Source organism: Wolbachia endosymbiont (group A) of Gastracanthus pulcherrimus, assembly GCF_964028265.1.
GTDB lineage: Bacteria > Pseudomonadota > Alphaproteobacteria > Rickettsiales > Anaplasmataceae > Wolbachia > Wolbachia pipientis.
This window is the reverse complement of sequence record NZ_OZ034763.1, coordinates 573,325-590,377: the sequence shown is the minus strand read 5'-3', so window position 1 is coordinate 590,377 and position 17,053 is coordinate 573,325. Positions and strand designations below refer to the sequence as shown.

General features: G+C 34.7%; 19 protein-coding genes, 1 tRNA gene and 1 pseudogene. 8 read left to right on the top strand and 13 right to left on the bottom strand.

Annotated elements, in window-relative coordinates:
* The first annotated feature begins 64 nt into the window (after positions 1 to 64).
* Positions 65 to 1,076, top strand: a protein-coding gene (locus ABWU47_RS03115; protein WP_410530061.1) for an IS630 family transposase whose coding sequence is annotated in 2 segments (ribosomal slippage) — positions 65 to 544 and positions 546 to 1,076 — 1,011 coding nt in all. Because the reading frame shifts where the segments join, the coding sequence is not laid out codon by codon here.
* A gap of 8 nt (positions 1,077 to 1,084) precedes the next feature.
* Here ABWU47_RS03115 and ABWU47_RS03110 read toward each other — a convergent pair.
* From ABWU47_RS03110 to ABWU47_RS03075, 8 genes and pseudogenes are all read right to left on the bottom strand, one after another.
* Positions 1,085 to 2,038, bottom strand: a pseudogene (locus ABWU47_RS03110) (transposase); the annotation flags it as partial.
* A gap of 266 nt (positions 2,039 to 2,304) precedes the next feature.
* Positions 2,305 to 2,649 carry a DMT family transporter gene (locus ABWU47_RS03105; protein WP_006279756.1) on the bottom strand — a complete coding sequence of 115 codons (345 nt, stop codon included), beginning with the start codon at positions 2,647 to 2,649 and terminating at the stop codon, positions 2,305 to 2,307.
* Positions 2,650 to 2,665: 16 nt separating this feature from the next.
* Positions 2,666 to 2,980, bottom strand: a complete 315-nt coding sequence (locus ABWU47_RS03100; protein WP_006279755.1) for a DMT family transporter — start codon at positions 2,978 to 2,980, stop codon at positions 2,666 to 2,668.
* Positions 2,981 to 3,079: 99 nt separating this feature from the next.
* Positions 3,080 to 4,186, bottom strand: coding sequence for a D-alanyl-D-alanine carboxypeptidase family protein (locus ABWU47_RS03095; protein ID WP_006279754.1), 1,107 nt, complete (start codon positions 4,184 to 4,186; stop codon positions 3,080 to 3,082).
* A 713-nt stretch (positions 4,187 to 4,899) separates the two neighbouring features.
* Positions 4,900 to 5,658 (bottom strand): cell division protein FtsQ/DivIB, encoded by a 759-nt coding sequence (locus ABWU47_RS03090; RefSeq protein ID WP_006279753.1) that lies wholly within the window; start codon positions 5,656 to 5,658, stop codon positions 4,900 to 4,902.
* A complete protein-coding gene (locus tag ABWU47_RS03085) occupies positions 5,639 to 6,658 on the bottom strand; it encodes a D-alanine--D-alanine ligase (protein ID WP_077188510.1) in 1,020 nt (339 codons plus the stop codon). The genes ABWU47_RS03090 and ABWU47_RS03085 overlap by 20 nt, the downstream gene beginning before the upstream one ends.
* A 60-nt stretch (positions 6,659 to 6,718) precedes the next feature.
* On the bottom strand, positions 6,719 to 7,762 hold the full coding sequence (locus ABWU47_RS03080; RefSeq protein WP_049973617.1) for an RDD family protein: 1,044 nt from the start codon (positions 7,760 to 7,762) through the stop codon (positions 6,719 to 6,721).
* Positions 7,763 to 7,950: 188 nt separating this feature from the next.
* Positions 7,951 to 8,325 (bottom strand): ferredoxin family protein, encoded by a 375-nt coding sequence (locus ABWU47_RS03075; protein ID WP_077188509.1) that lies wholly within the window; start codon positions 8,323 to 8,325, stop codon positions 7,951 to 7,953.
* 61 nt (positions 8,326 to 8,386) lie between these two features.
* Here ABWU47_RS03075 and dprA point away from each other — a divergent pair, with 61 nt between their 5' ends.
* Positions 8,387 to 9,475, top strand: coding sequence for a DNA-processing protein DprA (gene dprA / locus ABWU47_RS03070; RefSeq protein WP_353285755.1), 1,089 nt, complete (start codon positions 8,387 to 8,389; stop codon positions 9,473 to 9,475).
* Between the two features lie 74 nt (positions 9,476 to 9,549).
* On the opposite strand, the gene ABWU47_RS03065 is transcribed toward dprA, so the two are convergent.
* Positions 9,550 to 10,266 (bottom strand): triosephosphate isomerase, encoded by a 717-nt coding sequence (locus ABWU47_RS03065; protein WP_006279748.1) that lies wholly within the window; start codon positions 10,264 to 10,266, stop codon positions 9,550 to 9,552.
* Between the two features lie 24 nt (positions 10,267 to 10,290).
* Positions 10,291 to 10,363 (bottom strand) — tRNA-Thr (locus ABWU47_RS03060).
* Between the two features lie 80 nt (positions 10,364 to 10,443).
* Here ABWU47_RS03060 and rsmA point away from each other — a divergent pair.
* On the top strand, positions 10,444 to 11,256 hold the full coding sequence (gene rsmA / locus ABWU47_RS03055) for a 16S rRNA (adenine(1518)-N(6)/adenine(1519)-N(6))-dimethyltransferase RsmA (protein WP_077188507.1): 813 nt from the start codon (positions 10,444 to 10,446) through the stop codon (positions 11,254 to 11,256).
* A 192-nt stretch (positions 11,257 to 11,448) separates the two neighbouring features.
* Here rsmA and ABWU47_RS03050 read toward each other — a convergent pair whose 3' ends face one another.
* Positions 11,449 to 11,586 (bottom strand): hypothetical protein, encoded by a 138-nt coding sequence (locus tag ABWU47_RS03050; protein WP_156518046.1) that lies wholly within the window; start codon positions 11,584 to 11,586, stop codon positions 11,449 to 11,451.
* Positions 11,587 to 11,814: 228 nt separating this feature from the next.
* On the opposite strand from ABWU47_RS03050, the gene guaB reads away from it, so the two are divergent.
* The 4 genes from guaB (at position 11,815) to ABWU47_RS03030 (ending at position 14,270) form a co-directional block, all read left to right on the top strand.
* The gene (gene guaB, locus ABWU47_RS03045) at positions 11,815 to 13,308 is read left to right on the top strand and encodes an IMP dehydrogenase (protein WP_006279746.1); all 1,494 of its coding nucleotides are present in this window, start codon (positions 11,815 to 11,817) and stop codon (positions 13,306 to 13,308) included.
* A 63-nt stretch (positions 13,309 to 13,371) separates the two neighbouring features.
* A complete protein-coding gene (locus tag ABWU47_RS03040) occupies positions 13,372 to 13,506 on the top strand; it encodes an IS3 family transposase (protein WP_007548354.1) in 135 nt (44 codons plus the stop codon).
* Positions 13,503 to 13,637 (top strand): hypothetical protein, encoded by a 135-nt coding sequence (locus tag ABWU47_RS03035; protein WP_007548509.1) that lies wholly within the window; start codon positions 13,503 to 13,505, stop codon positions 13,635 to 13,637. Before ABWU47_RS03040 ends, ABWU47_RS03035 begins: the two co-directional genes overlap by 4 nt.
* Positions 13,638 to 14,099: 462 nt before the next feature.
* Entirely contained in the window at positions 14,100 to 14,270 is a 171-nt protein-coding gene (locus ABWU47_RS03030) for a DDE-type integrase/transposase/recombinase (RefSeq protein WP_080717647.1), read from the top strand.
* Between the two features lie 129 nt (positions 14,271 to 14,399).
* On the opposite strand, the gene ABWU47_RS03025 is transcribed toward ABWU47_RS03030, so the two are convergent.
* Positions 14,400 to 14,681: a hypothetical protein gene (locus tag ABWU47_RS03025; protein ID WP_039964338.1), complete on the bottom strand. Its 282-nt coding sequence runs from the start codon at positions 14,679 to 14,681 to the stop codon at positions 14,400 to 14,402.
* On the opposite strand from ABWU47_RS03025, the gene secD reads away from it, so the two are divergent.
* Entirely contained in the window at positions 14,668 to 16,023 is a 1,356-nt protein-coding gene (secD, locus tag ABWU47_RS03020) for a protein translocase subunit SecD (protein WP_236514340.1), read from the top strand. The two genes, ABWU47_RS03025 and secD, sit on opposite strands and share 14 nt — an antisense overlap.
* Positions 16,024 to 16,039: 16 nt before the next feature.
* Here secD and ABWU47_RS03015 read toward each other — a convergent pair whose 3' ends face one another.
* A complete protein-coding gene (locus ABWU47_RS03015; protein WP_006280349.1) occupies positions 16,040 to 16,825 on the bottom strand; it encodes an enoyl-ACP reductase in 786 nt (261 codons plus the stop codon).
* Between the last annotated feature and the right edge of the window lie 228 nt (positions 16,826 to 17,053).

Below are 17,053 nucleotides of genomic sequence, written 5' to 3'. Positions count from 1 at the left end.
GGCAAACAGATGGACAATGATGGAAGAAAAGCCATACTGAAGTAAGTAAAATAGCGAGGTTTAAATGGCATTAAGATCAAAATTATTGGATGAAAAAGTAGTAGAATCAGCAAAAGAAATGCTGAAGAAAGTAAGGAATAATGCATATGTTTCAAAAAAACTAAATGCTGTAATTGCAGCAAAAAAGTACAGTATAACGGCTGTAGCAAAAATATATTGCATTTCAAGAAGCGCACTAACTTCGTGGGTAAAACTCTTGAAAATTGGCAGAGAAGAAAAACTGTTTGCTCCTTCACAACGTCGTAGAAAAACTAAATTAAATCAGGCTCAACTACAGCAAATTGAAGAGTGGATAGAAGAAAATCCTAATATCACCATTAAAGAAATGAGAATAAGAATCCAGGAAAAGTTCGGATTAAATATCAGCAAATCTACAGTACACCGCCATATGCAAAAGATGAAATTCTCATATATTACACCAAGACCAGTTCATAATGGACAAGATAAAAGCAAACAAGAGGAATTCAAAAAAAAATCTCAATTGAGCTATTAGCAAGTATCCAGAAAAAGAGCTATTTTTCTTTGATGAATCACGGTTTGGCACACATTCAAAAGTTGGACATGGGTGGTTTAAAAAGGGGATTAGAACACAGGTTAAAACAAAATTAGGTAGGCAAAATTTCTATCTCTATAGTGCAGTTAATCCTAGAAATGGAGAGAGTTCTAGCTTATTTGCACCAAATGTCAACACTGATTGCATGAACATATTTCTTGAGCAAATTTCGCAATATCTAGAAACACGAGAGGCTTTTCTCGTTATGGACTGTGCTAGTTGGCATAGGTCAAAAAATTTAAAGGTACCTAAAAATATCGACATTATATACCTACCTCCATACTCACCTGAGCTAAATCCTGTTGAGAGGCTTTGGTTATATATAAAACAGAACATTTTGCGCAATAAAATATACGATACAATTGCTCTACTTGAGGGTGCTTTGTGCAAATTTATTACTTCTCTTGCCAGCTCCACAATTAAACAACTCTGCAATGTTTCCTATTTGACTGGACAACAATGAGAATTGGTATCAGTAATTTGATCTGGGTTCCAAGGCCCTTGTGCATCACATATATGAAGCGATAATATATTGCACATGACCAAGTTTGCCCAAAATTCTTGTAATACAGCCTCTCCAGAAAAATTCTCTAACTCTGCTCCTACTTTGAGTCGTTTCCTCTATGTGCCACCTTAGCACATAAGCTTTGCTCCAAAGTCTCGGTCAAAAACTCTGTTTCTCAGTTGGCTAATGTCAGCACTATAACTCTTACTTTCTGTCCTTTCATTTTATTTTTTAGCTTTTCATTTTCTAATATAAAATCAAAATCTAATTCGCCAGCGTTCCCATAGCTTACTATAATTTCTTTTTTGCAAGCGAAAAATAAAATCTACTTCCAAATCATAATGCTGCTGAATGAATTTTACTGAAGACGATCATAGATAAATAATAATTTCTCTTGATTTAATAAACGCATTTGAGTGATAACTTCGGGTAATTGCTCTGCCGCCAACGTTTGTTCACCTATATTCCAAGCTGCAAGACGAGCACTACAAATCAGCGAAGTACACAAATCAACAAACAAATTGCCAATGGTGCCTGTTGTTCCATTTGGTTCAAACTCGGATACAATTTCCCCAGAGCTGGGTAATCTCATACCAGAACCATCTGCTGCAATAAGTCTATAGCCTCTCCAACTCAGGTTCATCCTGATAGGCTGTTTGGATGCTTAAATTCTTGAAAGCCTGTATGGCAAATCTTATACCTTGCTTTAGAAAAAGCTTGCTTTGATGGTACATGTCAATGGCTCCATAAGTTCACATTCTATTCCCAAACTTTTTTTAACTAACTTTAAAATCATAGAAAATACTGTCGAAAAAGGAAGTTTTCTTGTTCGTGTAAAACTCAACACAATGGATTTTCTGAAAAGTTTTCGAGTATATTGCATTTTTAATTTGTAAGATAAGATCTTTTCCTTTTTGCATGCCTCACCTAAAAAAGACACATTTTAAACTTTTTTGTTGCAATAAAATAGAAACAAAAGTGCTGTCCCTTGCACTCTTTGGATAATTTAATGATAAAAAATTTAGAGAGAAATTTTATACACAATCTCTGACATTTTTCCTTAAGTTGACGCCATTGTGTGAACGGTTACGGTTTCCCGTCTTCACCATGCTATATAGAAAAAAGTCTGGATTCCAATTTGCATGACAATATGGAGTATCTGCTTCTTTCATCCCAGTGGGATCTTTTATTCCATTTTATCAACAGTTTGTTTTGCAGTATCAAACAATTTTAATCCTATAATCCCGAATGTAACTAAAATAAAGCATATTACTTCGAATAAATTAACTGGTTCATCAAATAGGTAAACTCCAAGTATCGAAGCTCCTATAGCGCCCACTCCAGTCCAAATTGCATAGCATACTCCGATAGGTATAGAACGTGTAGCGAGCGAAAGTAAATATGTACTAAGAGCCATGGAGAGTATGCTAATTATTGATGGTACGAGATGAGTAAATCCATAACTATGCTTAAGTGTTATGACCCAGAACACTTCAATTAGTGACGATAAGAGTAAATATATCCAATTCATGCATAAATTTTTAGGTTTAAATAGAGAGCTTTAGCCCTATGGTTCCTATTACAATTAAAACGATACATAAAACTTGATATAAATTAATATTCTCTGTGAAAGTGGTTGCACCAATTATAGTTATTCCAATTGTGCATATTCCAGAGGAAACTGCATAGCATACTCTAATAGGTAGAAAGCATGCTGCAAGAGATAAAAAATAAATGCTAATGATCATAATTACCAATGTTGCAATCGAAGGCACAACTTTAGTAAAACTGTTACTAAACTTTAGTGTTACAGCCCACAGTATCTCTAGGATACTAGACAGCAACAAATATAACCAGCACATTTTCGTAACACTTCAATCTTGTATTGTAACAGAAATTGTTAGTTAAAACTACACTAAAGTGCAATAGATCTCTCTTTCGAAATTGCTTTAATATCAAACTTAAAACAACATCCTAAAAAACTTTTCTACGAAATTCAATTCCTGCACGTCATTTGCTGCATAAAGTGGTGTAGTTTGTTGCTCAATACCTGGTATTTCTACAAAAACTTCGCCCACTTCTTGACCTTTTTTAATGGGTGCAGGTATCATATCTTTATATTCAATACGCACCTTAATTTGGTCATGCAATTTGCGGTTGTAAGTTATGGTAACATCGTTTGCAACTGTAATAGGCACTTTTTTATCTTTTCCATAGAGAACATTTACTTCCTCAACTACGCTATCCTTAGCGAATATTTTCTTGGTGTTAAAATGATTTAAGGAGTATTGTATCAGTCTTTTTGCTTCTTCTATTCGCTCTTTCTCAGTGTTTAAGCCATTTACGACAGCAAAAATTCTCCTATCATTTCGTTTTGCAGATGCTACAATGCCGTAACCACCAGCATTTGTATAACCGGTTTTTAAACCGTCAACCCCAATGTCGTGAAAAAGTAGAAGATTTTTATTCTTTTGTACAATTTCATTATATGTCAAATATTGTTCAGAAAATAAATCATAATATTCAGGAAAATCGGTGAAAATCCTTTTTGCCAGCATTACCAAGTCTTTTGCGTTCATAAAATGATCTTCATCTGGCCACCCGCTTGAGTTGACAAAATGACTGTCATTCAGATTCAAATTTTGTGCAACTTCATTCATTTCAGCCACAAAATTCTCTTCTGATCCTGCAATGCCCTCGGCTAGTGTTATGCAGGCATCATTGCCTGAGACTATTGTAATTCCTTCAAGTAATTCCCTCACCGTAACGGATTGACCTTCTTTCAAAAACATAGAAGAGCCTCTCCTTTCCCACGCTTTTCTACTTACTCGAAATTTATCCTCCATGTGTATTATTCCAGCTTTTAGATAATCGAAGGCTATATATAAAGTCATTAGCTTGCTCATTGAAGATGGGGCCATTTTTTCATCAGAATTATGGTCAAAAATGAATGAGTCTGAAGCTAAATCTAAGACTACTGCTTGCTTTGCTTTGGTTCTAAACTGGTATGAGTATGAAGAAAAAGGAAGTATAAAAACTAATAGCAAAATTACCAATCTGCTTAACATATCTATAATTTTAAATTTACAGTGCACTAATTAATAGTATAATTTTACAGGGGCATTTCAATAGATCTCTTGCATAAAAATTCCTTGACAAACCTCGCCAGCCCCCTTATCATGAAACTGAAGCTATTTATTTATCTTCTCTGTACAGATTAAATGACAAAAAAACTCACGTATCTGGCGTCCCATGTTTAATTTTTTGCGCTATGTGCACCTTATGTCTTTATAAAATTTCTAGGTTTTTACCTAATATAAGCTAAAATGCGCTTATAAAGCATTTAAAACATAAAAAAACGCCAACTTAAAAAATGGATAGTGAATAACTAGCTACCCTAGGGTTTCTTTTGCCTTTTTTTCTGTTTAGTAAATTTCTTAAACATTTATGACTAAAGGTTAGTTGCATTAAAAAGCAGCTAAATCGCGGTTATTAAGCGTTTAGAATAAAAAAACGCCATACTTGAAAGTATAATGTAAGTAATTAGCCAACCACGGGGCTTCTTTTGCCTTTTTTTTCGTTTGGTAAATTTCTTAAATATTTATAGCTAAACGACAACCGTCATCCCGCTACGTGTTAGCGGGATCTATGCCAAGAGATACCGTGAATGAATCGCGGTATGACGTAGGATTGCTGTCATTCCGCTGCTTGTTAACGGCTGAATACCGCGAATGAATCGCGGTATGACGGTTAAGTATCCCGCTGCTTGGATGACAGCAGATCACCTCTTCACAAAGATTTTATCAGTAATACGCATATCAATAATACTCCAATCGCTGAAAGTAAAATCAGTTGTATTTTGCAAGTGGTTTAAATATTCCCATGCACTATAAGGGTTATCTTCAGGCAGTTTTACTGTGGAATCGTTATCAAGTATGATATTCCATCTTCTATTCCCTATATAAGCAAAAGAAGAAATGTGGTCACTTAATTGAGTTTTACTCTCTAACACATCTCTAACAAATTCTAGGTTTGATAACGAGTTTTGTCCTGTAATTACAACAAGATCATCTACTGGATAGTTATCTACGATCACTTTGCCTTCGAAATCAATTACCGAGGTTTTGTTATTATCTTTCCAGAGAGCAAACGGTTTATGCTCATCTATATTAATGCGTAGAGTATTGGGCAAAATTCTGTGAACTCTTACGTGTTTTATCCACCTGCTTACGGATTGTATGTTACCGGCAAGTTTTGAAAGTGATATATACAGGATAGGTTGCGTTCTATCTGTCAAACTTAGAATATCCTTTTTGTTTGTAAATTTATTGCCGCTCACGACTACTTCGTCGATTGAAAATCCACTACTGAGTAATAAACTAGATAGGCAGTCATTATACCAAGTAAAGTAGTAATTAAATCGATTTATTATTTTATCAAGTGAGCTGTAAAGTATTAGCGTAAGAAAAAGTGCTGTGATAATAACCAAGGCACACTTACGCAAAAAACTCCTTTGGCTTCTAGTAATACTGCTCAACATGACTTAAATCCCTAATATTTTTGTGCTGCAAACTATCTTCAATAATAATTTTAACTAATTCATTAAAATTGATTCCTTTTGCCAATTTTGCAATTTCTGGCACTAACGATAACTCAGTAAAGCCAGGATGTGTATTAATCTCAAGCATTTTTAAAGTGTTATTCTTGGGATTATAACGAAAGTCTGAGCGGGAAATAGTTTTGCATCCTAAAAATTGATGAACTTTCAGTGCGTGTTCCAAGGTCATTTTATATATATTGTCAGGAATTTCAGCAGGAAATATATGTTCTGCAAATCCATCTGTATACTTTGCTTCATAATCATAGAATTTATTTTTTGGTCGTATTTCCATAGTGCCAATTGCTTCATCCAGCAATACAGCAGTATGTAACTCTATGCCCGGTATGTATTCTTCTACGATCATCAAATCTTTTGTCATAGAAGTAGCTCCTTCCTTGTCATCCAAGTAGCCAGGTACTGTTTTTTTTTCCTGGTCACGCGCTGGAATGACATCAAATTTCAGTTTTAAATAATCCTCATGTGAGGAAACAATATGTACTCCGATGCTAGAGCCTTCATTAATTGGTTTTAAGACGTACGGATAATCAATTTTAATATTATTTTTTAGTAGATCTTCTCGGCTAATTACATAACCTTTTGGAGTATCAATACTAAGGGACCAAAATATATGCTTTGACATTGCCTTGTTCATAGCAACAGCAGAAGCCATAACTCCTGAGTGTGTATATTTTATACCTAAGATTTCCAATAAACCTTGAATGCAGCCATCTTCACCATAAGGTCCATGCAGAGCGATAAAAGCAAGGCCCGGATTAATTTTTTTAAGCTTTTCAGCAATGTTGCTGTCAACATCTATTTCTATTGCATTATATGAAAGGCTATCAAGTGCCTTCTTTACTGCTCTTCCACTCATAAGTGATATTTCTCTCTCACAAGAAAATCCACCACTTAAAATTGCTATAGTTGGAACCATGGGCACTCTTAGAAGAACCTTATTAATTATAACTACATATATGAACCTTGTAAACAGAAGGGAAAGTTAGCTTGGAGGTTTATAATCTACTGCCACTGTCTTTGCAATTTTATCATGAAGAAACTGCTTGCGTTGGTCAAATATTGCACATATGAAAATTAGTATTGTGGTCATAAAGATTAAGCCTAATAAAGGATCAAACCACCATTCAGAGGTATACTTATCAAAAAATTTCCTTCTCGTGATGAATATGGGGAAGCAAATAACTTCAAATGAAATATGCCTAACTATTGCTTGCACTAGAGTAACATTTTCAAGTGTATTTGCATCTTTGATATTAATACCGCATAACAATTGTCCTGGAGTACCACCAAATCTTCTTATCATGAATACTCCGAATACTATCGATAGCAAAAAAGATAAGCAAATACGTATAATTAATAATTTAGGTCTAGCAATGTGAAAAACCACTCTTACAAGAATCAAACAGAATAAAGGAATTCCCTTAATAATAAGACTGTCAATAATATGCGCTAACACACGCCTAGTTATTCCCACATATACATAGTTTAATTTTGGGTAGCATGCTTCAGACCTATAATCCATTACTACTGTTTTTGTAATTTTGTCGTAGAAAAGCTGCTTGCGCTTATCAAATATTGCAAACATTAGAACCAATATTGGTAAAATAAAAAACCACTCAGAAATGTAGGTGGGTACCCACAAAAGTGCCTTGAGAGTGCTTCTCATCACTACTTGCATTAAAGCAGCGTTTTTAAGTGTGTTTGCATCTTTTATGTATATACCAAGTAGCAACTTTCCTGGAGTCCAACCAAGTCTTGTTATCATTAATACTTCCAATGCTATATATACTAAATCTTTCAATAATATATCTAAGTCTTCTAATATTTCATATCGCTCTGATATAAGGTCACTATTAGTGTCAATATCAGGAAAGACATAATTAAAAACATCGGCAAGGGGCTCTCCTGATAATATGAATAAAATTAATAAATAAAATAATGAATAACAGACTAGGAATATAATTTGGTCAACTATATAAGCTGCAGCACGCTTAGTTATTCCCGCATATTTTACTTTAATATCCATTTTATACCCCATATGATCCGTCTAATGTACCTATTAACAGTTAAATAGCAGTAAAATTGCTGTATTACTATTTGTATTCTCAAGTAAACTAGTTATGCTATCAAGGACATAAACAATACAGCCACTTTCAGCAATGCAAAACAATAATTGTGAGATACAAGAGAAATTTTCTTTTTCCTTCAGTAGCATTATTCTAAATTTTCGTCAAAATAAGCTGTTTTATCCTTTTTTTCCTTATACTCTTCTGCAGTATAGAGAGGTTGCTTCTTAGCTGTGATATTTGGCCATTTTTGTGAGTATTCTACGTTTATGTTGTAAAATGATTTGAAGATTTTTTGTTCACTGTTCAGTAACTCTTCATCTAGTTCTAAAATATCTTTTATGGAATCATCAGTTACAATTGCATCTACTGGACACTCAGGTATGCACACTCCGCAATCAATACATTCATCTGGGTTAATCACGAGCATGTTTTTACCTTCATAGAAGCAGTCAACGGGACATACTTCCACACAGTCCGTATATTTACATTTTATGCATTTATCTGTAACAAAATGCGTCATAAAACACTGTATATTTGCATTATCTTGGGTACACTAAATTGATAAGAAATTCAAGCCTTTTATGAAGATAAATAAATTGAACAACAAAGAATTAGAAGTATGGTTAAGCTTGGCTAGAACTATAGGACCAACAAAGTTTTTTAGTATACTAAGAACACATGGATCGCTAGATGAGGTGCTAAAATATCTCAATAGGGTGGCTAATAATAAGGTGTATGGCATTCAAGATGCACGAGAAGAAATCAATAATGCAGAAAGAATTGGAGCTAAAATTATACCCGCATGTGACCCAGATTACCCTGATCTTTTAAGAAATATCTCTAGTTGTCCTCCTGTAATAACTGCGCTTGGTGATATATCATTATTAAGCCGTGAGATAATTGCAGTAATCGGTGGGCGTAACTCTTCAATGAATGGAAGAAATTTTGCCAATAAGTTGGCACTTGATTTAAGCGAAGCTGGTTTTGTTATCGTTTCTGGACTTGCAAAAGGAATCGATACTGCAGCAAACAGTGTAATATACAAAAATCATCCCACTATTGCTGTTACAGCAAGCGGAATTGATGTGGTGTACCCAAAAGAAAATTTTGATCTATACAAAAAAATCACCGAGAATGGTGGATTAGTAGTTACTGAGCTTCCATTTGCTACTAAACCAAAGCCTCAGTATTTTCCTCAAAGGAATCGAATTATATCTGGTCTATCGCTGGGTGTTGCAGTGATTGAAGCATCGAAACGTTCTGGCTCTCTAATAACAGCAGATTTTGCTTTAAATCAAGGGAGAGAGGTGTTTGCAGTTTCTGGTTTCCCTTTAGATTCACGCTGTAGTGGTAGTAATTATTTAATTAAAAACGGTGCTAAGCTTGTCGAATCCGCTGATGACATAATAGAGAGTATTAGGTTTAGTTTACCTCCGCAGCAAAAAAACCTATTTGATGTTGAGCACCATTTTGTTAACCAAAAACAAGAAAAATTACAACAGGCAAAATCTGTTATAGTTGATCATATTAACTCTGTACCTGTTGATATAGATGAACTTATATTAGCAAGCGGACTTTCTACCAACATAGCTCTAATGGCTCTTTTGGAACTAGAGTTGGAAAACAAAATAGAGCGTTCACCGGGGAATAAAATATCGTTAATTTTCTAGATTACTTTAGCTATACTAGATGCTCGTACAGACATATGCTTGACACTGGAATGATGCCATTTGTTATAGGATTCTTAGTTGCTGATTTTAGAATTGATAAGAGAAAACTTTTTTTCAACTTGTTGTATAATTTTATAAAAGTGATCGAAATCTAAGCTTGCACTGCCAATTAAAACTCCTGATAAATTTGAAATATTTAACAAATTTTCTATATTTTCTGAACTGACTGAACCACCATATATAATGTGTTTTTTACTAGTACACAATTTTATTACCTCTATCACCTCAGCAATTGCATCATTATTTGGCACATGACCTGTGCCTATTGCCCATATTGGCTCATATGCTACGGTATATTCACCGTGTATTGGCAAGCGGTTTTTGCATTGATATTCTATTACTTCTTTCTTATAATCTTCTGAATTTTCACCCACACAGATAATTGGGTGTAAGCCTGATTCTATTGCTATTTCCGACTTAAGTTTTATTTCACTATCTTTTTCATTAGCCCTTTCAGAATGCCCAAGTATTACGTAAGTACACCCTAGTTCTTTTAACATTTCTGCACTAATTTCACCTGTGTAAGAACCGAACTTTTTATGATGGCAATTCTGTGCTCCTATATTAATATTATTGTTCAACTCTATACTGCTTGGAAATGACGTAAAAGGAGGGCAAATCACTAGCTTAGAGGTAATTTCGTTGCTCTTGTTGTTAAGTTTGCCTATAAAGTCAACAAATGAAGAACGCATTCCATTCATTTTCCAATTTGCTACTATTAAAAAGGACATCAACTTTACTTATATGGGCGAGAGTGCCGGCTGTCGGACTTGAACTGACAACCTACTGATTACAAGTCAGTTGCTCTACCAATTGAGCTAAGCCGGCGTTAAACACATTAATAATATACAATTATCAATGAATTTTCGTCAACTAATTTTTATAAAATACTGTATAATGAAAATAATATGAGAAAATTTTTACTGAAGCCAAAAAAGAGTCTAGGGCAAAATTTTATTTTATCGAGTGAGATAACAAAAAAAATAGTCGCTTTAGCTGGTAGTCTGGAAAATTTTAATGTCATTGAAATTGGTCCTGGATATGGTGCATTAACAAGAGAAATATTGGTGCATAATCCAAAGTCTCTACTTTCTATAGAAAAAGATAGAGATTTAGTAAAACACCATGATCAACTGCTAAATGAGCATCAAGGAAAGTATAAAATTATAGAAGCAGATGCACTGCACGTTATAGAAGAAGAGCTGATAGAACGTCCAGTTAAAGTTATTGCTAACTTGCCTTACAATATCTCGGTAGTGTTATTTTTAAAGTGGTTAAATAATATAAAATTTTTTACGAACTTGACATTAATGTTTCAAAAAGAGGTAGCAGATCGCATTACGGCAAGACCCAATTCTAAAGATTATGGTTCCTTATCAGTGCTAAGCCAGTTACTATGTGATATAAAAAAGGAATTTGATATTGAACCTAAAGAGTTTTTTCCAAGACCAAAAATACATTCTTCAGTAATTACAGTAAATCCTTTGCCTATCCCAAAATTTGCAGTAAATTTGGAAACCTTAACAAGATTAACACGTGCTGTTTTTTCTCAAAGAAGAAAGATGCTGAGAAATAGCTTGCAAAATATAACGAACCACGCTGAAACTGTCCTTGAAAACGCTAAATTGAGTGGAAATGAACGTCCAGAAAACTTAACTATTGAGCAGTTCTGTTTGCTGGCAAATAATGTAGAATGCTTATTGTGCAATAAAATATATTAGCAGCTATATATTCTGGTATCTCTTCTATCCCCTAAAAACAGTGAGAGCTATACGACAGAGCCACACCGGCTTCTATAGCTCCGCTTCTGTCATCCTATGGCTTACTGTACGAACATTGCAATATGGCACATAGTAAACGATGTCATTCCAGTCTGGAATCCAGCTTTTTCATAATCATTAAAACGTTGTATTTTAACATAAAACGGCTACTTTTATACTTAATAAAATTCCTGGATCCCAGTGTCTGGGCACTGGGATGACATCATAGGGACACTGGAATGACATCATAGGAGGCTTGGATGACACCTTAACGATTTGAAGAACCGTCATCCCGCTGCTTGTTAGCGGGATCTAGAGATACCGCGAATGAATCGTGGTATGACGTAGGGAAACCTTTCTTGGGTTAGCTATAGAATGCTTATTCTGCAATAAAATGTATTAGCAACCATATAGCTTTTCTATCTCCTAAAAACAGTTAGAGCTATACAATTAAAGGCTCCTAGCTAATTTTGCCTATTGCAATTTAATTAATTGGCGTATAAGCTTTAAATAAAGCCTATGAAAAAAATGGAAGCTTGTTATTCGTTTGACGATATACTTCTTTTGCCAGCCTATTCTAATATATTGCCTTGCGATGCAGATACAAAAACTTATTTAACAAATAGTATAGAACTAAATATCCCTCTCATATCCTCTGCAATGGATACTGTTACTGAATCGGGCTTTGCAATAGCTATTGCCCAACATGGAGGGATAGGTTGCATACATAAGAATTTATCAATAGATGAACAAGTTTTAGAAGTAAGAAGGGTGAAAAAATATGAAAGTTGGATCGTGTATAACCCAATTACGATTTCACCGGATAAAACAGTTGCGGAAGCAATTTCATTAATGAGAGAGCACAATTATTCTGGCATTCCTGTAGTCGATCAACGCAAGTTAGTTGGAATTTTAACTAACCGAGATGTGAGATTTATTGAAGACCAGAACATGAATGTAAAAGTTTCCGAAGTGATGACAAAAGATAAGTTAGTGACAGTGCGGGAGCAGGGAGTGAATAGTGCCTCAGCAATGAAATTGTTGCATGAAAATAGAATAGAAAAGCTTTTGGTCGTAGATGAAAATTCTTGTTGTATAGGTTTAATTACGGTTAAAGACATTGAAAAATACAATAGATACCCAAATTCATGTAAAGACAGTAAAGGGCGTCTCAGAGTTGCCGCTGCAATTGGCACTGGTAAAAAAGATGGTATAGACAGATGTGAAGCTTTGATCGGAGAAGAAGTTGATGTAGTTGTTGTGGATACTGCTCACGGTCATTCCGAAAACGTTATCAATACCATTAGGGAAATAAAAAAGATGTATCCTAATACGCAATTAATTGGCGGAAACATTGCAACAAAGGAGGCTGCTGAAGCGTTGATTGATGCGGGTGTTGATGCAGTGAAGGTCGGAATAGGACCAGGATCAATCTGTACAACCAGAATAGTTACAGGTGTTGGTGTGCCACAATTCTCTGCAATCAAGAATGTTGCAGAGGCGTGTAGAGCAAGAAACGTCAGACTAATTGCTGATGGTGGGGTAAAATACTCAGGAGATGTTGCAAAAGCTATTGCAGCTGGTGCTGACTCTGTGATGATTGGTTCGATTTTTGCTGGCACTGACGAAAGCCCAGGTGAGATTATTATGTATAAGGGCAGAGCATATAAAGGCTATCGAGGAATGGGATCTATTAGTGCAATGAAACGAGGTTCAGCTAGCCGTTATTTTCAAGATAAAGATTCAAAACTCAAATTAGTTCCACAAGGAGTGGAAGGAAGAGTTCCATTCAAAGGTCCAGCTTCAGGAGTAATCCATCAATTGATTGGCGGATTGCAAGCTGCAATGGGGTATACTGGTAATAGGAATATAGAAGAGATGAAAAAAAATTGTAAATTTGTTACTATTACTGCATCAGGATTAAGAGAGAGTCACGCTCATGATATAGTCATTACACAAGAAGCTCCAAATTATGCTTATCAAGCGTCCAATTTGTCAACCGATTCGGAGTAGTCCAGAAAAAGTAGAGAGAAAGTTAAGACGTTTTTGGAGTAAAGTAAAACGTTTTTTCAAAATATGACAAATAGAAGAGAATATACAGCAGAATTCAAATTAGAAGCTGTTAAGCTGGTTAAAGAAACAGGTCAAGCAAGTACAAAAATAGCAAAAGATCTAGGTATAGATGGCAGTATGTTAAGTAAGAAAATATGATGGAAAAATGTCTGGAGCATACGCATTTCCAGGCAAAGGCTCCTTATGACAAAGAAAGATTTGATCTAAAAAAAGAGCTAATAAGAGAAAGAGACATCTTAAAAAAAGCCCTGGGCAAAGAAAAAGAGTAAAGTATTCTTTTATATAGAAATTGCTATAAAACACAGGAACTATGTAGGGTTTTGTACTGGTGGTATGGGTTGCTAAGGAAAAAAGCAGTAAAGAATTAGCAAAAGAAGGGCTTCTAGCAGATATTCAAAAAATACATCAAGCATTCTAAATGCAGATATGGAGCCCCTAAAATTCACGCTGAATTAAAAGCTTTAGGCAAAAATTAAAACAGTACAAAGTGTTATGCAAGAAAATGGCATTAAAACCAAGCTTAGACGAAGGTTCAAAAATAAAAAACAGCAAATAAGCAACCGAGTTGTGGCTCCGAACACATTGGATCAAAATTTTACTACTGATCAGCCAAATAAAGTTTGGGATTACCTACATAAAAACTAAAGAAGGTTGTTGGCGGCAATAATTGACCTATATTCACGCATGGTGGTTAATGAGTAACATGATAATTAGTTATAGATTCTTTATTGATGGCCGTTGATAAACGCAAACCCGATAAAAATCTGCTGTTACATAGCGATCAAGGGTCACAGTATACCTCTCAAAATTACCAATTTCTATTGAATACAAAAAACATCATTTCCAGCATGAGCCATAAGGGCTGTTGTTACGATAACTCTGTTGCAGAAAAGTTCACTTAAAAGGGAGCTGCTTATTGATACTTCTCGCTCAACAAACCAGAACTGCCATATTTGAATACATAGAAATCTTTTATAACAAATAACGTAGACATTCTACTATTAACTATTGCATTCCTGCACAATTTATTCTCATGATAAAAACGTCTTAACTTTCTCTCTGCTTTTTCTGGGTAAGGTCAAATAGAGAATTTTACAAAAATCTATTTTTAACTTACAATCAATTATTACAATTTTAAACCTACAACTTATGTACAACAGACTTATAGTCAAATCTTTTTCAGTATTATGCATCTGTTTATTTGCTTTATACATAACACTGCCAAATTTCTTTGATAATAAGCTTTTTATTTCGAAAAAAAGAATAAACTTAGGCCTTGACCTGAAAGGAGGGGCATCTTTGCTTTTAAACATAGACTTAGACTTCTATTTTAAGGAAAAGCTAAGCATGCTAGCTAACGAAATAAAAGAGACGTTGCTAACAAAAGATATTGAATCTAACGTACAAAATAGCGTTATAACTTTAAATAATATTGATGATTATAAAAAAGCATCTGTGTTGATTAATGCGATAAATCCAAATTTAGAGCTAAATAGAAAAGATTCTTCAATTCTCATTTCGTATAAACCCCATTATAAAAATTCTTTGATCAGTGAAGTAGCTGCAGAATCAATAAACAATGTCCAGCGCCGTTTGGACAAACTTGGCACAAAGGAAGTCAGCGTTCAAAAACAAGGGCAGAATAAAATATTAGTGCAGGTGCCTGGAGTAGAAGATACCAAGCAGATAAAATCTCTGCTTGGCAAAACTGCTAAGCTAGCTTTTCATTTGGCAAACACTAACATAGCCAAGGTGCAGGATATAGACCATGAAACCACTGTCATGCTCAAGGATTCTTTAGGTAATTCTTATCCAATATTCCGCAAAACTGAAATAGGTGGTGATTCGCTGGTTAACGCATCAGTTAGATTTGGTCACTTAGGTAAACCAACAGTGCATTTTAAATTTGACAGCATAGCGAGTAAAAGATTCGCAAAAATCACTAAAGAAAATGTGGGAAAACCTTTTGCAATTGTTCTGGATAACACAGTCTTAACAGTACCTACAATACGTGAGCCAATTTTAAATGGAGAGGGAGAAATTAGCGGTAATTTCACTGAAAAACAAGCAAGCGAACTTGCAATACTTTTAAAATCTGGAGCACTGCCAGCACCACTTAAAATAATTGAAGAAAAAAACATTGGCCCAAGTCTTGGAGAAGAGTCAATAAAGGCAGGGGAAATGGCAGCAACAATCTCTATTATAGCCGTGGCTTTATTTATAATCATCACTTACGGCAAATTAGGTGTATTGGCCTCTGTTGCACTTTTTTCTAATGTAGTTCTTATATTATCAATTCTCACTCTGCTTGAAGCAACTCTAACTTTACCTGGAATTGCCGGTATTGCACTCACTGTCGGTATGGCGGTGGATGCAAATGTTTTAATATTTGAGCGAATTCGTGAGGAAATCAAATCTGGCAAGAGAGTGGAACGTGCTATTGAAGAAGGGTTTAAAAACGCTATAAAGACAATACTGGATTCAAATATCACTACATTAATTGCTGCAGGAATAATGTTCATTATTGGCAGTGGAGCAATAAGAGGCTTTTCTGTCACTCTATCAATAGGAATTTTATGTTCGATGTTTTCTGCAATCACAGTCACAAAACTCCTGATAGAGTTGTGTATGAACCCGAAGGAACTAGCGCTTTGAATTAAGGATTTAGATCTCAGTCAACCACCTTCATTCCCACAACGTTATATCCTGAATCAACGTGCAAAATTTCTCCAGTAGTGCCACTACTTAAGTCGCTTAATAAGTATAACGCTGCCTTGCCAACATCCTCTATTGTAACATTGCGTCTGAGCGGAGAGTTATTTCTATTCCATTCTGATATGGAGTGAAAATCGCTTATTCCAGAAGATGCTAAAGTTCTGATTGGACCAGCGGAAATTGCATTTACTCTGATATTTTGTGGCCCGAGATCACATGCTATATATTTTACACTTGCTTCAAGTGCCGCTTTACATAAACCCATAACGTTATAATTTGGCATAACTTTTTCAGCGCCATAATAAGATAAAGTAAGTAAACTACCACCATTTGACATCATTTTTTCAGCCCTTTGCGCTAAAGCAGTAAAAGAATAGCACGATATATGCATTGCATTGAGGAAGTTATCCAGTGAAGTATTGACATATTTACCATCTAACTCATTTTTATCGGAGAATGCTATTGCATGCACCAAAAAGTCAAGAGTACCCCATTTTTTCTCTATTATTTCGAAAGCGTTATCTATGATTTTTTCATTTGAAACGTCGCAGTGTAATATTAGCTCCACATTTAGTTCATCTGCTATTGGTGATAGTTTTTCTTTTATTATTTCATTCTGGTAGGTGATTGCAAGTTCTGCTCCGTGCTCTGAGAGAGTTTTTGCTATACCGTATGCTATTGATCTCTTATTTATTATTCCGGTTATTAATCCCTTTTTGCCTTGTAATAGACTTGTCGTCATAGAACTATCTGTTTTTTTATAATTTGGAATATTAACTAGGTAAAGTCAAGATATCACTATGTTTTAAAATATTTTTTGCAGTAACTTGAAGTCTATAAACAGTAATCTTGATTCTTCTACAACAAAGCCATCCCGTATGACATTTTGTCTATACCTAATTAAGCATATCAATAAGTAAGTAAATCTTAATATAATCTTATTATACTTATAAATACGCTGTATAGAATG